This is a genomic window from Bacteroidota bacterium, assembly GCA_038746285.1.
Taxonomy (GTDB): domain Bacteria; phylum Bacteroidota; class Rhodothermia; order Rhodothermales; family JANQRZ01; genus JANQRZ01.
Window position 1 is genome coordinate 23,437 of sequence record JBCDKT010000037.1, and the last position, 13,768, is coordinate 37,204.

Here is a 13,768-nt window from a genome sequence, read left to right on the forward strand (position 1 = left end):
TCTCCTTGCCGAAGGCGTAGGCCTCGCGCTATGCCGTCGCCGCGAGCACCGTCATCAGCTTGTTGGCGATCGTCTCCATCTCGACCGGCTTGAGGAGGTAGCCCTCGCTGCTGTAGCTGAGCGCCTTGAGGACCGTGTCGGTGTCGTCCTCGGCGGTGAGGAAGACGACGGGGACGTCCTTCAGGCTTGGGTTCTCGTAGAGCAGCTTGGTCGCCTGGAGCCCGGTCATGTTGGGCATCTGGATGTCCATCAGGATAATGTCGGGCGTCGTCTCCGAAGCGAGCTTCACGGCCTCGGCCCCGTCGGAGGCGCACACGAGGCGGAAGCCGACCTGCTCGAGGTAGAACCGGATCGCGTCGCGGACCGGCTGCTCGTCGTCGACGACGAGGACGAGCGACTGGTCGTACTTGTCGTCGGCGTAGGCCGAGGGCAACTCGAGTTCGGGGAGGTCGTCCTGGGGCCCTTCGGCCGAGCGGGCGAGCGCCTCGACGAGGGCGCCGAGTTGGGCGCGCCATGTGCCGAGGTCCTGCTCGCTGCCGAAGAACGAAGACAGCGCCACGTCGAGCAGGCCGGCGGTCTCGCTGACGTTCCCGAAACCGTACATCCCGGCGCTCCCGCGCAGCTTGTGCACCAGCCCGTTCATCTCGCGGAGCGACTCGGCGCGCCCGGCGATGGCCTGCCCCCACAGCGTCTGGATGTCCGAGAGGCGGCGCGGCAGGTCGTGGGCGTAGGCGTCCCGCTGGGCCTGCATCTGGGCCTGAAACGTGTTCAGATTAGACATATTGGCGACTCCAAATCTCCCGGACCTGCTCAGGCAGCGCGACGGGGTCGAACGGTTTGTGGATGACCTCGGCGATGCCGAGCGTGAGGTAGTGATCGACCTCGTGGCGCTGGGCCTTAGCGGTGAGGAAAATGACCGGCGTAGATGTAAAGGCCGGGTTCTGGCGCAGCGCCCCGAGGGTCGCCGGGCCGTCCATCTCAGGCATCATCACGTCGAGCACGATCAGGTCCGGCGTGAAGGTGGCCAGGCGCTCGAGCGCCTCGACGCCGTTGGCGGCGGCAGCGACGGTGTAGCCGCCGACCGCCTCGAGCGACATCTGGAGGATGGACCGGATGTCCGGGTCGTCTTCGACGATGAGGATGCGTTGCAGCGATTCCATGAGGGGACCGGAGATGAGGTTGATGTAATGTGGGGGGATAGGGTGATTTACGAAGACAATGCGGAGGCCGAGCGCGCGGGCGCAGGCGGCCGTGCCCCCGTAGGCGGCACCGGGGGCGTCTGCTCGATGGTGGTGCAGACGAGGTCCAGCAGCCGGGCGTGGTCCACGGGGCCTTTGACGACGTGGCCGATGGCCTGCGCAGCGCTCTCGTGGTCGTCCTCGCGCGCCGAGTAGATGGCGACGGGGACGCCGGCGTTCTTGAGGTCCGGCAGCAGGTCCAGCCCGTCGCCGTCCGGGAGTTCGAGGTCTAGGATGACGAGGTCGAACGGCTCGGCCTGGATCGCGGCGCGTGCCTCAGCCAGGGTCGCGGCCGAGGCCACGTCGCCGACCGAGGCCAGCGTCATCGCGGTGACGGCCCGGCAGTCGGGGTCGTCCTCGACGTGGAGCAGGCGCGGGACCGAGGGCGCGAGGGCGACGCGCTGCACGACCTCGAGCAGGCGCTCGGCCTGGAACGGCTTGTCGAGCCAGTCGGCGACCGGGACGGTGCCGCCGACGAGCTCCTCCCGGCGCTCGCTCGCGCCGACGGCCAGCACGATCACCGGGAGGTCGGGCCACGCGTCGCCCCAGTCGCGGAGCAGCGCGATGCCGTCGGCGTCCGGGAGGCGGAGGTCGAGCGTCGCGGCGGCGTAGGTCCGCTCGGCGGCCAGGGCGCGCGCCTGCTCGGCGTCGGCGGCGATGTCCACGCGGAAGCCGTTGCGCGTCAGGATGAGGTTCAAGACGCGCGACACGTCGGGGTCGTCCTCGACCACGAGCAGGGCCGGGCGGTGGTCGTGGGTCCGGCGCAGCACCACCTCGCCCCCGGCAGGCACGGCCGCTTCGAGCGGGAGGTCGAAGTAGAACGTCGTCCCGACGCCCTCCTCGGTCTCGAAGCCGAGGCGGCCGCCGTGGAGCTCGACGAGCGACTTGGTGATGTTCAGCCCGAGCCCGGTCCCCTCCTGCTTGCGCGTGGTCGAGCTGTCGGCCTGCACGAAGCGGCCGAAGAGGCTGGCGTGGAGCGAGGCCGGGATGCCGGGCCCGTAGTCGGTCACGGCGATGCGCACGGTGCGGTTCTGGCGCTCGACGGCCGAGACCTCGACGGTCCCCTGCTCGGGCGAGAACTTCATCGCGTTCGAGATCAGGTTGGCCATGATCTGCATGAAGCGGTCCGGGTCCACGCTGACGCGGACGTCGGGCGCGGCCTGGCGCAGGCACAGGAGGATGCCGCGCGCGCCGCCGTAGCTCTGGTTGGCCTCGATGGTGTCCCGCAGGAGGTCTGCCAGCGGCTTGGTCTGGACCTCCAGCTTGAGCTTGCCTGCCTCGATCTTCTGCACGTCCAAGAGGTCGTTGATCAGGCGCACGAGGCGGTCCGAGTTGCGCGAGGCGATGTCGAGCAGCCGGAGCGTCGGGTCCGGGACGTTGCCCTGGGCCGAGATCAGCCGGAGCGAGCCGGAGATCGAGGTGAGCGGCGTGCGCAGCTCGTGGCTGACCATCGAGACGAACTCGTTCTTGAGCCGGTCGGCCTCCTTGCGCGCCGTGATGTCCATCACCTCGGCGACGAAGTGCTGCACCGCGCCGTCGGCATCGACCACGCTGGAGACCGAGAGCAGCCCCCACACGACATGCCCTTCGCGGTGGAGGTAGCGCTTCTCGCGCACGTAGGATTCGGTCTCCCGGCTGATCAGCTGCTCGATCCGCTCGCGGTCGGTCGCGACGTCGTCCGGGTGGGTGATGTCGGCGAAGGTCTTGGTCTCCAGCTCCTCGGCGGCGTAGCCGAGCATGGAGGCAAAGGCGGGGTTGACCCGCGTCAGGCGGCCCTCCGTGCTGGCGAGCACCTTGCCGATGGCAGCGTGGCGGAACGCGTTGCGGAAGCGGGCCTCGCTCCCGCGCAGCGCCCGGGTGGCGCGCTGCCGCTCGACGGCGTGCGCGGTCCACAGGCCGAGGAGGCGGAGGAAGTTGTAGTCCTCCTCGCCGAATGGGGCCTCGGCGGGCTCGGTGCCGGAGAAGTGGAGCGTGCCGTAGACCTCGCCGCCGACGCGCACCGGAATCCCGATGTAGGCCTCCAGCCTGGACGCCTCGTAGCACGGGTGGCCGCTGTGGACCGACGGCCCCATGTGGTCGATGGCCAGCACGCCGCCCCGCTCGAGGGTGAGGCTGCAGTAGGTGTGCCCGAGGTCGAACGTCTGCCCCGGGGCCAGGTCGGTGCCGGGCGCGTAGACGTGCTCGACGGTGTAGGTCTCGCCCTCGACGCGGCTTAGGATGCCGACCTCGAGCCCGAGCACATGCGTAGCCAGGGCGAGAGCTTCGTCGATTTGCGCGTCGAGGCCCTGTGTCGAGGTGACCTCGAGCAGGAGCTGCAGCCGCTCGGCGTTGACCCGCAGCGCGGCCTCCGTCTCCTTGCGGGCTGTGATGTCCTGCACCTCGGCGATGATGTGGAGTGCTTCCCCGTCGGTCCCGCGGTGGAGCGCGACCGAGAGCAGTCCCCACACGATGTGTCCGTCGCGGTGGAGGTAGCGCTTCTCCAGTTCGTAGCTCCCGATCTCCCCGCCCACGAGCTGCTCGACCTGCTCCATGTCGGCGTCGACGTCGTCGGGGTGGGTGAACTCCGGGAAGGCCATCTCGCGCAGTTCGTCCTCGGCGTAGCCGAGCATGGCGCACAGCGCCGGGTTGACCCGCAGCGGGTGGCCCTCCGGGCTGACGAGGGCCTTGCCGACGGCAGCGTCTTCGAAGGCCGTACGGAACAGCGCTTGGCTCTCCAGCAGCGACCGCTCGCGCTGCCGCTCCTCGGTCACGTCGCGGAAGGTGACGGAGAAGCCGTCGCCGCACGGCACGGCCGTGACGGTGAACCAGGTGGCGAGGCCGTCGTGCTCGTAGAAGAACGTGTCGCCCCACGGCACCCCGGTCTCGGTGACGCGGATGTAGGCGTCGAAGAGGCCGTCGGTACGGTTGCCGGGGTACTCGCTGAGCATGCGCTTGCCGAGGAGACCGGCGGGGTCGCGGTCGAGGATGGCTCCGGCGGCGGGGTTGGCCTGGACGTAGGCGAAGTCTACGATCGTGCCCTCCGCGTCGCGCACGGTTTCGAAGACGAGGATGCCGTCGAGCGAGGCGTCGAAGACGCTGGCGAGGAGGTCGCGCGAGGCCGTCAGGTCGGTGGGCGCGGAGAGCAGGCGGGCGAGGCCGCGGCTTACCCTCCCGAAGTTCCAGGCCAGCACGGCGAGCGAGGCGACGCTGGCCGCGGCGAGCGCGCCGAGCACAGCCAGCCCGACGGTGCCGTCCGGCGGCAGCCCGGCGGAGGTCAGAAACGCGCGGTGCACCGAGCACAGTGGCCCGAAGGCCAGTACGGCGAACGCTTCGAAGGCGTAGGTCCGGCGCAGGTGTCCCTTCGCCACGAGGTCGCGGGCGCGCCGGAGGTAGAGCGCGTAGACGAGGGCGCTGATGCCGGCGTACGGCAGCATGACACCGAAGCTGTGGAGCGCGCCGTAGAGCGCAGACGCGTCGTGGAGCATGGGTCCCGGGTGCGAAGTGATGCCTGATGCCAAGTAATGTCAGAATCGTAACTCCTAGCCAGCGACCCCACGCCGACACCGGACCATGCATCGTTCAGGGCTAGCGGATGTCGTGATCCCGCACCCTTTGTCAATCCACCGTTACGGAACAGATGCTTATTGCTCCTTTCCGCCGCCGCCTCTACGTCGGGCTCGGGTCCGGGCGGAAACATGTTCCGCGGGCGCCGCTGACTCTTTTTCCACCCGCCTTTTCCCCGCGGTTGTTCGGCTTTCGTGATGCCTCCGCCCGGCCGCACGGTCTATGTTCGGCCGGGCGAGTATTTTCCCCGCCGAGCCTCGCCCTCCACTGCCTCCATACCCCCTACCGCCTCCTTCATGGAAACGTACTACAAGCCCGAAGACCTCGCCAAGTTTGGCGACATCGCCGAGGGCAACCAGCCGCTCGCCGACGCCTTCTTCAGCTACTACGGCCAGGTCTTCGAGGACGGCGCGCTCTCGGCGCGCGAGAAGGCGCTGATCGCGCTCGCCGTGGCCCACGCCGTCCAGTGCCCGTACTGCATCGACGCCTACACCTCGGAGTCGCTCGAGAAGGGGTCCGACCTGGAGCAGATGACCGAGGCGGTCCACGTCGCCGCCGCGATCCGGGGCGGGGCCTCGCTCGTGCACGGGGTCCAGATGCTGGAGCAGGTCAAGGCCAAGATGATGTAGGGCGTGATGCATGCGGCGTGATGCGTGAACGCAGCCTTTAGGGCGGTGCTCGGCCTCACGCATCACGCGTCACGGATCACCTCCCCTGAGCACGATCTGAGCACCGGGCGGTTTGGTCTCGCTGCCCCGCTCGGCGTTATATAGGCAGCGCTGCGTAGCTCGCCGCTTCCCCACCTCTCTCCCCATGCCTACCGCCGACCCCGGCTTCATCGACCTCACCGTTCTCAGCCGCGAGCTGCTCGTCGATGCCGAGGGGGCGGGCCCGAAGCGCACGACGAGCCTCCACGGGCGTCGCACCCCGCTGGCCGCGCCGGCGGCGCAGTTCCGCGCCCTCAACGCCGCCCGCATCGCCGGCGGCCCGACCGGCACCGGCAACTTCGGGGCCGACCTCGCCGCGAGCGGGTGGCCCCGCCTCACGGCCGCCCCGCTCGAGATCTTCCAGGTCAACATCGGCAAGCTGTGCAACATGGTCTGCCGCCACTGCCATGTGGACTCGGGGCCGGACCGCGTCCGGGAGAACATGGACCGCGAGACGGTCGACGCCTGCCTCGCGGCGATTGACCAGATCATGGCCGCCCCGGGGAGCGCGCTCCACACCGTGGACCTCACCGGCGGCGCGCCCGAGCTGAACCCGCACTTCGAGTACTTCGTCGAGGAGGCCGTGCAGCGCGGCCTCCACGTCATCGACCGCTGCAACCTCACGATCCTCCTCGTCCGCCGCTGCCGTCACCTGCCGGAGTGGTTCGCCGAGCGCGGGGTCGAGGTGGCGTGCTCGCTCCCCCACTACCGCAAGCTCGGCACCGACGCCCAGCGCGGCGACGGGACCTACGAGAAGTCGATCAAGGCGCTGCGCAGGCTCAACGAGGCCGGCTACGGGCAGGGCGACCCGAAGCGCGTCCTCACGCTCGTCACCAACCCCGTCGGTGCGTTCCTGGCCGGCAACCAAGAATCGCTGGAGGACGAGTGGAAGGCCGCGCTTGCCAAGAACCACGGCGTGTCGTTCGACCGGCTCTTCGCGCTCAACAACATGCCGATGTCGCGCTACCTCGAGTGGCTGCTGGAGAAGGGCATGACCGAGTCCTACCTCGAACGCCTCGTCGGAGCCTTCAACGCCGCCACGATCGACGGGCTGATGTGCCGCAACACGATCTCGGTGAGCTGGGACGGGCGGCTCTTCGACTGCGACTTCAACCAGCAGCTCGAGATGGACGCCGCGATCCCGTTCGGCCACATCGGCGACTTCGACCTCGGCGCGTGGCAGGCCCGCTCTGTCCTCACGGCGCGGCACTGCTACGGCTGCACGGCCGGCTCCGGCTCCTCCTGCGGCGGCGCGACGACCTGAGGGTGCACCTGCGGCGCGGGGCAGGTTAGTTCAGCGTGGAGAGCAGGGAGGATAGAGAGTAGAGGATGGAGTATGGACTGCCATCCTCTACTCTCTATCTTCCCGCGTTCAGCCCCGGCCGCAGCATCCGAAACGCGCCGGGCTGCACCTCCACCTCGACCTCGGCGGCAGAGCGGGTCAGCACCTCGCCATCGACGTGGATGGGTAGACCGGCCTCGGTGCGGAGTGCGAGGTGCCGGACCCGGCGCATGGAGACTTCGGGTTCGCCGAGGTGGCGGCCCCGGATAGCCTTCGGCATCAGGACCAAGATGCGCGCCAGCGAGAGCGGCCCGGCGACGAAGCACAGGTCGAGCACGCCGTCGTCGGGTTGCGCCTCCGGGGTGAGCCGGAAGCCTCCGCCGACGGCGGTGCCGTTGCCGACAGATGCCAGGAAGAGTGGCTCACGGTTCTCCGGCACGGTCCCCTCGGCCCCGACGCTCCGCACCTCGACCTCCGGCTGCGTCCACAGGCGCAGCGTGCGGAGCACGGCGGCGACGTAGCCCGAGACGCCGCGCACCCACTTCGTCCGCGCCGCCTCCGCGGCTACGAGCGCGTCGAACCCGATCCCGACAGCGTTGACGAACAAGGCATCGTGCCGGCGGGTCTCTCCCTGCTCGCGCCACCGTACGACGCCCGCATCGACCGGCGCGATCTCGCCACCGAGCAGCGCCGGGACGGCCGCCTCGGGGCGCTTCGGGACGCCAAGGAGGCGGGCGAAGTCGTTCCCGGTCCCGAGCGGGATCACGCCGAGCACAGTCCCACCGTCCGTGCCGAAGAGGCCGGAGGCGACCTCCTGCAACGTCCCGTCGCCCCCGGCGGCCACGACCGCGTCGAAGCGCTCGGCCGCGCGCCGAGCAAGAGCGGCGGCGTGGTTTGGGCGCTCCGTGACGAAGACCTCGAACGGCAGCCCAGCCGCGCCCAGGGCCGCCTCTAGCCGGGCGCGCTCCCGGCCGGCGCGGCGATTCCCGGCGGCCGGGTTGAGAATGACGGCGAGCGAGCGGACAGGCATCGGGCGAACGAGCGGGCGCGCGACAAGCTACGGCGCACCGGCGAACGAGAGGTTTGACTGCCCCGTCTCGGCGGCAGTAGAAACAGACCGAGCGGGCCCGCTACTTCTCTACTTATCTGGCTTGTTCTCCACTTATCTGGCTTGGCCCGCCCCTGCAGGACCGAGGCGCTGGCGCGAATCTTGACGGTCGAGCAGCGGACGCGGGGACCAGCGGATGCCAGCGAGACAGCAATCTCCGAAACCGTCCCCTTTTCAGGCTTCAGACCCCGAACTGCCTCCGCGAAATCTTTGTGCGGGCGCGCAACCCACAGCCGCGCCACCCGGTAGTATCTTTCATTGCAGACTGAAAATAACCCTATGGAGCATCCTGCCCTCGCCCCGAGCCTCCGCACGCGCCGCGCCGCGCCGCCGTCGATCCGTGCGATCCGCGCTCCCATCGAGGACGACCTCGACGCCTTCCGCTCGTACTTCCGCGACGCCATGCGCTCGCGCGTCGGACTGCTCGAGAAGGTCACGCGCTACGTCCTCCGGCAGAAGGGCAAGGAGATCCGCCCAGTTCTGGTGCTGCTCGCGTCGCAGCTCTGCGGCGGCGTCACCGAAAAGAGCTACCGCGCCGCCGCCCTCGTCGAACTCCTCCACACCGCGACCCTGGTCCACGACGATGTCGTCGACGAGGCCGAGCGCCGCCGCGGGCTGTTCTCGATCAACGCGCTCTGGAAGAACAAGGTCGCCGTCCTCCTCGGGGACTTCCTCCTCTCGCGCGGCCTCCTGCTCGCGCTCGACCACGGCGACTACGACCTCCTCCACACCGTCTCCGACGCCGTCCGGCGGATGAGCGAGGGCGAGCTGCTCCAGATCGAGAAGGCCCGGCGGCTCGACATCGACGAGGCGACCTACTTCCGCATCATCTCCGACAAGACGGCCTCGCTGATCTCAGCCTGCACCGCCTGCGGCGCGATCTCTGCTACCGAAGACGCCGACGACATCCTCGCCCTCCGCGAGATCGGCGAGAAGCTCGGCCTCGCGTTCCAGATCCGCGACGACCTCTTCGACTTCGGCGACGTGGACGTGGGCAAGCCGCTCGGGATCGACCTTCAGGAGAAGAAGATGACGCTCCCCCTCATCGTCGCCCTCCGCACGGCCGACGAGCGCGAGCGCAAGGCGATCCTGAAGATCGTCCGCAAAAAAAAGAAGAGCCGCGAGGACATCCGCACCGTCGGCGACTTCGTGCGGCGGCAGGGCGGCCTGGGCTACGCGCGCCAGAAGATGCAGGCCCTCGCCAACGAGGCGGCCGAAGCCCTCGGCAGCTTCCCGCCGACCCCGGCCCGCGACGCGCTCATGGACCTCGCCGCCTACGTCGTCGCGCGGAAAAAGTGAAGCGAACGCCGAGTGCTGAGTGACAAGCGCTGAAAAGAACCTCCCGAGGCAGCAGACGCCGCTCGTCCTCAGGAGATTCTTCGATCGCTACGCTCCTCAGAATGACAGCCACCTTCCGGGCCGCGCACCTTGTTGCGGCCGTGAGCGATTTGGGGCACCGTGAGTATCATTCGACACTCGCCCCTCGTCACTCGACGTTTCCATGACGCTCTACCTGCTCGGCACCGGCGCGGCGGTCTCGGACCCGCACCGCACGACGACCATGCTCGCCGTCTCGGACGGCACCTCGACGCTCGCCGTGGACTGCGGCGGCGACCTCGTCCAGCGCATGATGGCCTGCGGCCTCGACCCCGCGACGCTCGACGGCCTCATCCTCACGCACGAGCACCCGGACCACGTCAGCGGCTTCCCGCTCTTCATGGAGAAGCTCTGGCTGACCGGCCGGAGCCGCCCGATTCCGGTCTACGGCGTCCGCGCCGCGCTCGGCCAGGCCCGGCGGCTGTGGGAGGCGTTCGACACGAGCCGGTGGGACGGCGTCCCGGAGATCGTCTGGCAGGAGGTCGCGCACGAGCCGGGCACCGAGGTGCTGACCAGCGATACCTGGCACGTCACCGCTGCGCCGGTTACCCATCCGGTCCCGACGATCGGCCTTCGGATCGAGCACGGGCCGACGAGCCGGACGGTCGCCTACTCGTGCGACACGGCCCCGTGCGAGCGCGTCGTCGAACTCGGGCGCGACGCCGGCGTCCTCGTGCACGAGGCGACGGGGGCAACGCCGGGTGTCCACTCGTCGGCCGAGCAGGCGGCCGAGATTGCGGCGAAGGCGGGCGCGCACCGGCTCCTCCTGGTCCACCTCCCACCGGGCCTCACCGACGACGATCTCGGCGACGCCCGGCGCTGGCTGTCGGAGGTCGAACTGGGCGAAGAACTCGGGGTGTACAACCTGTAGCCAACCCTCGGGCGTAGCATGCTACGCCTCTACGAGTGCCACGGGCACAGCGGCGGCGCTACCTTTCTTTCGCTCTTCCCTTCCTCCGCTCTTCCGCTCCCGACCGTGTCGAGCCGGTTCAAAATCTTCTCCGACCCGGTCCACGGGTTCATCTCCGTCCCGAAAGGGCTGCTGCTCCGGCTGATCGAGACGCCGGAGTTCCAGCGGCTGCGGCGCATCCGGCAGCTCGGCCTCGGCCACCTCGTCTTCCCCGGCGCGGAGCACACGCGGTTCGCCCACGGCCTCGGCGCGATGGCGCTGATGCAGCAGGCCCTCGGCAGCCTCTCGGAGAAGGGCACGCCCGTCACGGAGGCGGAGTACGCTGCCGCGCTCGCTGCCGCGCTCCTCCACGACGTCGGCCACGGGCCGTTCTCGCACACGCTCGAAGAGGACCTTATCGCCCCCGGCACGGCGGAACCGCACCTCGGCCCGTTCCGCCACGAGTGGATGAGCCGCACGATCATCGAGCGCCTGAACGACCGCTTCGGCGGGGCGCTGGACCTCGCGCTGACGATCTTCGACGGGGCCTACGGCCGCCCGTTCTTCGAGAGCCTGCTCTCGAGCCAGCTCGACATGGACCGGCTCGACTACCTCCGGCGCGACAGCTTCTACACCGACGTCGCCGAGGGGGTGGTCGGCGTAGACCGGATCATCAAGACGATGCGGGTCCACCCCATCGAAGGCCGGGCGGACGCGGACATCGTGATCGAGGCGAAGGGGGCGTACGCCGTCGAGAGCTACGTGCTCTCGCGGCGGCTGATGTACTGGCAGGTCTACCTCCACAAGACCGTGATCGCCGCCGACCACCTGCTGCGCGCCGCCTTCGCCCGCGCCCGCGCGTGCTGCGCCGGCAGCGACGCCGCCGTGCTGTCGTCCTCGCCTGCGCTCCTCTTCTTCCTCCGAGACCGCGTCACCGCCGACCGGATCGGCGATGACGCCGTGCTCGACGCCTTCTGCCAGCTCGACGACACGGACCTCCTCTACAGCCTCAAGCAGTGGGCCCACTCCGCCGACCCGCTCCTGGCCGACCTCGCCCGCCGCTTCGTCGAGCGCGACCTCTTCCGCACGACCTACCTGCCGGCCGAGCCGGGCGCAGACGAGATCGCCGCGTGGCGCGAGGCCGTCGCCGCGTGGCTCATCGAGGCCGGCCTGTCGGGGCCGGAGGATGCCCACGCCGCCGCTGACCTCTACTTCACCGTCGGCCGTTCTTCGCTCGACGCCTACCAGCGCTCGGACGACTCGATCTCGATCCTGGAGCGCGACGGGCGGGTGCGCGAACTCTCGCGGGCCGACGACGTGGCGACGGTCCGGGCCGTCGCCGGGGCCGTCGTCCGGCACTACGTCTGCGCGCCGAAGCAGGTCGCGCTCGGCATCGCCTCGGAGCCGATGTCTCGCTAGCGCTCGTCGAGGATGTAGATCGCCGGGAGGTTGCGCCCGAGCTGGCCGTAGTCCAGCCCGTAGCCAATCACGAACAGGTTCTCGATCTCGAACCCGACGTAGTCGAGCCGCAGGTCGAGCTCGGGGTTGGTGGCCTCCTTCTTGTGCAGCAGCGTCGCCGTCCTGACCGACGCCGGGCGCAGGTCCGCCATCAGGTCCGTGATGAACTGCATCGAGAGGCCGGTGTCGACGATGTCCTCGACGACGATGATGTGCCGGCCCTCCAGGTCGGCGTCGATCTTCTTGAGCTCGGTGACGGTCCCGCTCGACACCTTCTCGGCCCCGTAGGACGAGAGCTTGAGGAAGTCGACCTCGCAGTCGATCGTGATGGCCCGCATGAGGTCGGCGAGGAAGAGGAAGGCCCCGTTGAGGACGCCGATCAGGATCGGCCGCTTGCCGTCGTACTCGGCGTCGATGGCGCGTCCGATGGCCTGGACGCGGGCGCTGATGGTATCAGCGTCGAGGTAGAGGCGGAAGCGCTCGCCCTGGCAGGTGACGGTGTCGGCGACGGAGGTGAGATCGGGCATGGCAGCAGCGGGCGATGGGAAGCGCCGAAGCTACGCACCGGAGCGGACGGGGGGCAACGCAGGCCTCCACCTCAGCCGTACGGCCCGCTGCGTCTCCGGCCCGACAGCCCACGCGGCCCCGAGCCGGTGCCCGACGACCCACGCGACGGCCTCGCCCGAGAGCAGCACGAGCTGGCGCGCCCGCTCGTGCGGCGACACCCGCCGCTCGGTGAGCAGATCGCTGACGTTCTTGCGCCCGGTCATCCCGAGCGGCTGGAACGCGTCGCCCGCTTGCCAGGGCCGCAGCGTGAGCGGAAACCGCAGCCGGTCTGCGTCTACCCACTCGACCTCCGGCGACGCGTCGAACGCGGCCGGCACCGCGCTGGGCTTGCCGACGTGCAGTGTGCCGAGCGGCGTAGTGGTCTCGCCCGGCTGCACGTCGAGCGCGAACGCGTCCACCGCCGGCTCCGCCTCGAAGACGAGCCGGTCGCGGTCGCGCCAGACGGTGACGCCGGGCCACGCGACCCGCCGCCCCGGCTGCGCGCCGAGGAGCGCTTCGAGTTCGCGCACCGTCGCCTGCGAGCGTGGGGTGCCCGGAGCCCACCGGCGGAGGGCGTCGAGGAGCACGCCCCGCCGCACGGCCTCGGGCTGGTCTGCCAGCACGCCGAGCCGGAGAGCCCAGGCCCCGCCGGTCTCCTCAGCCGCCGCCTCAAACAGGCTGGCCGGTACGAGTGCTGCCTCGCTTTCGAGCGCTTCGCGCACGAGGTCGGCAGCTCCGGCGATGCGCTCGCCGACCCCTTCGCCGAAGTGCTGTTCGATGAGCGGCAGCACGGCGTGGCGCAGCGCGTTCCGGCGGTAGGCCAGCGACCGGTTCGAGGCGTCCTCTCGCCAGGCCAGGTCGTGCGTGCGGGCGTAGGCCTCGATCTCGGCGCGGGCCGCCCACAACAGCGGGCGGATGACCTCCACCTCGGAGTCGGGCACGAGCGGCCGGCGGAGCGGCATCCCAGCGAGGCCGACCAGCCCGGCCCCGCGAAAGAGGTTCAGGAGCACCGTCTCCGCCTGGTCGTCGCGGTGGTGCGCCGTGGCAACGGCTGCGGCCCCGACCTGGCAAGCTACCTCACCGAAGAACGCGTAGCGGGCCTCGCGCGCCGCCGCCTGCACCGAGCCCTCGATCCCGGCTCGGTGCACCTTCAGCGGCATGTCGCTCTGCCTGCAGAGCGTCCGCACGAGCGCTTCGTCGGCGTCGGCGTCGGCCCCGCGCAGCCCGTAGTTGACGTGCGCCGCTGTGACCTCGTACCCCGCCGCGCGCAGCAGGTGCAGCAGCACAACCGAGTCCACGCCGCCGCTGACGCCGACCACAACGCGCGCGCCCTCAGCGAGCAGGGCGCGCGCGTTCACGAACCGGAGAAGGCGAGACAGCATGGTTCAGAGGACAGAGGACAGAGGACAGAGGACAGAGGACAGAGGACAGAGGACAGAGGACAGAGGACAGAGGACAATTTTATACCGTTAGCCTCAGAGTGCAAGGACGTTCGTAATTTTCGTGGCTTTTCTTGACTCGCCCACTCGCCCACTCGCCCACTCGCCCACTCGCCCACTCGCCCACTCGCCCACTCGCCCACTCGCCCACTCGCCCACTCGCCCACTCGCCCACTCGCCC

The 13,768-nt window shown here is 69.8% G+C and carries 11 protein-coding genes; 5 read left to right on the forward strand and 6 right to left on the reverse strand.

What is annotated here, in order from left to right; all coding sequences use genetic code 11:
- Positions 1-28: 28 nt before the first annotated feature.
- Genes AAGI91_12210 through AAGI91_12220 form a run of 3 tightly spaced genes read right to left on the reverse strand, consistent with a single transcriptional unit; the run spans position 29 to position 4,702 of the window.
- Positions 29-781 (reverse strand): response regulator, encoded by a 753-nt coding sequence (locus AAGI91_12210; protein MEM1043378.1) that lies wholly within the window; start codon positions 779-781, stop codon positions 29-31.
- Positions 774-1,160 (reverse strand): response regulator, encoded by a 387-nt coding sequence (locus tag AAGI91_12215; protein ID MEM1043379.1) that lies wholly within the window; start codon positions 1,158-1,160, stop codon positions 774-776. The genes AAGI91_12210 and AAGI91_12215 overlap by 8 nt, the downstream gene beginning before the upstream one ends.
- Before the next feature lie 47 nt (positions 1,161-1,207).
- Positions 1,208-4,702 carry a PAS domain S-box protein gene (locus AAGI91_12220; GenBank protein MEM1043380.1) on the reverse strand — a complete coding sequence of 1,165 codons (3,495 nt, stop codon included), beginning with the start codon at positions 4,700-4,702 and terminating at the stop codon, positions 1,208-1,210.
- A gap of 375 nt (positions 4,703-5,077) precedes the next feature.
- Between AAGI91_12220 and AAGI91_12225 the strand changes: the two genes are divergently transcribed.
- Entirely contained in the window at positions 5,078-5,410 is a 333-nt protein-coding gene (locus tag AAGI91_12225; GenBank protein ID MEM1043381.1) for an arsenosugar biosynthesis-associated peroxidase-like protein, read from the forward strand.
- Between the two features lie 184 nt (positions 5,411-5,594).
- Positions 5,595-6,752 (forward strand): arsenosugar biosynthesis radical SAM (seleno)protein ArsS, encoded by a 1,158-nt coding sequence (gene arsS, locus AAGI91_12230; GenBank protein ID MEM1043382.1) that lies wholly within the window; start codon positions 5,595-5,597, stop codon positions 6,750-6,752.
- Between the two features lie 94 nt (positions 6,753-6,846).
- Here the strand turns inward: arsS and AAGI91_12235 are convergent, their stop codons facing one another.
- Positions 6,847-7,800, reverse strand: coding sequence for a diacylglycerol kinase family protein (locus tag AAGI91_12235; protein MEM1043383.1), 954 nt, complete (start codon positions 7,798-7,800; stop codon positions 6,847-6,849).
- Between the two features lie 357 nt (positions 7,801-8,157).
- Between AAGI91_12235 and AAGI91_12240 the strand changes: the two genes are divergently transcribed.
- From AAGI91_12240 to AAGI91_12250, 3 genes are all read left to right on the forward strand, one after another.
- Positions 8,158-9,177 (forward strand): polyprenyl synthetase family protein, encoded by a 1,020-nt coding sequence (locus tag AAGI91_12240; protein ID MEM1043384.1) that lies wholly within the window; start codon positions 8,158-8,160, stop codon positions 9,175-9,177.
- A gap of 202 nt (positions 9,178-9,379) precedes the next feature.
- Positions 9,380-10,126 (forward strand): MBL fold metallo-hydrolase, encoded by a 747-nt coding sequence (locus AAGI91_12245; GenBank protein MEM1043385.1) that lies wholly within the window; start codon positions 9,380-9,382, stop codon positions 10,124-10,126.
- An 18-nt stretch (positions 10,127-10,144) separates the two neighbouring features.
- Entirely contained in the window at positions 10,145-11,563 is a 1,419-nt protein-coding gene (locus AAGI91_12250; protein ID MEM1043386.1) for an HD domain-containing protein, read from the forward strand.
- Here AAGI91_12250 and hpt read toward each other — a convergent pair.
- Positions 11,560-12,129: a hypoxanthine phosphoribosyltransferase gene (hpt, locus tag AAGI91_12255; GenBank protein MEM1043387.1), complete on the reverse strand. Its 570-nt coding sequence runs from the start codon at positions 12,127-12,129 to the stop codon at positions 11,560-11,562. The two genes, AAGI91_12250 and hpt, sit on opposite strands and share 4 nt — an antisense overlap.
- A gap of 30 nt (positions 12,130-12,159) precedes the next feature.
- Entirely contained in the window at positions 12,160-13,530 is a 1,371-nt protein-coding gene (tilS, locus tag AAGI91_12260; protein ID MEM1043388.1) for a tRNA lysidine(34) synthetase TilS, read from the reverse strand.
- Positions 13,531-13,768 lie beyond the last annotated feature (238 nt).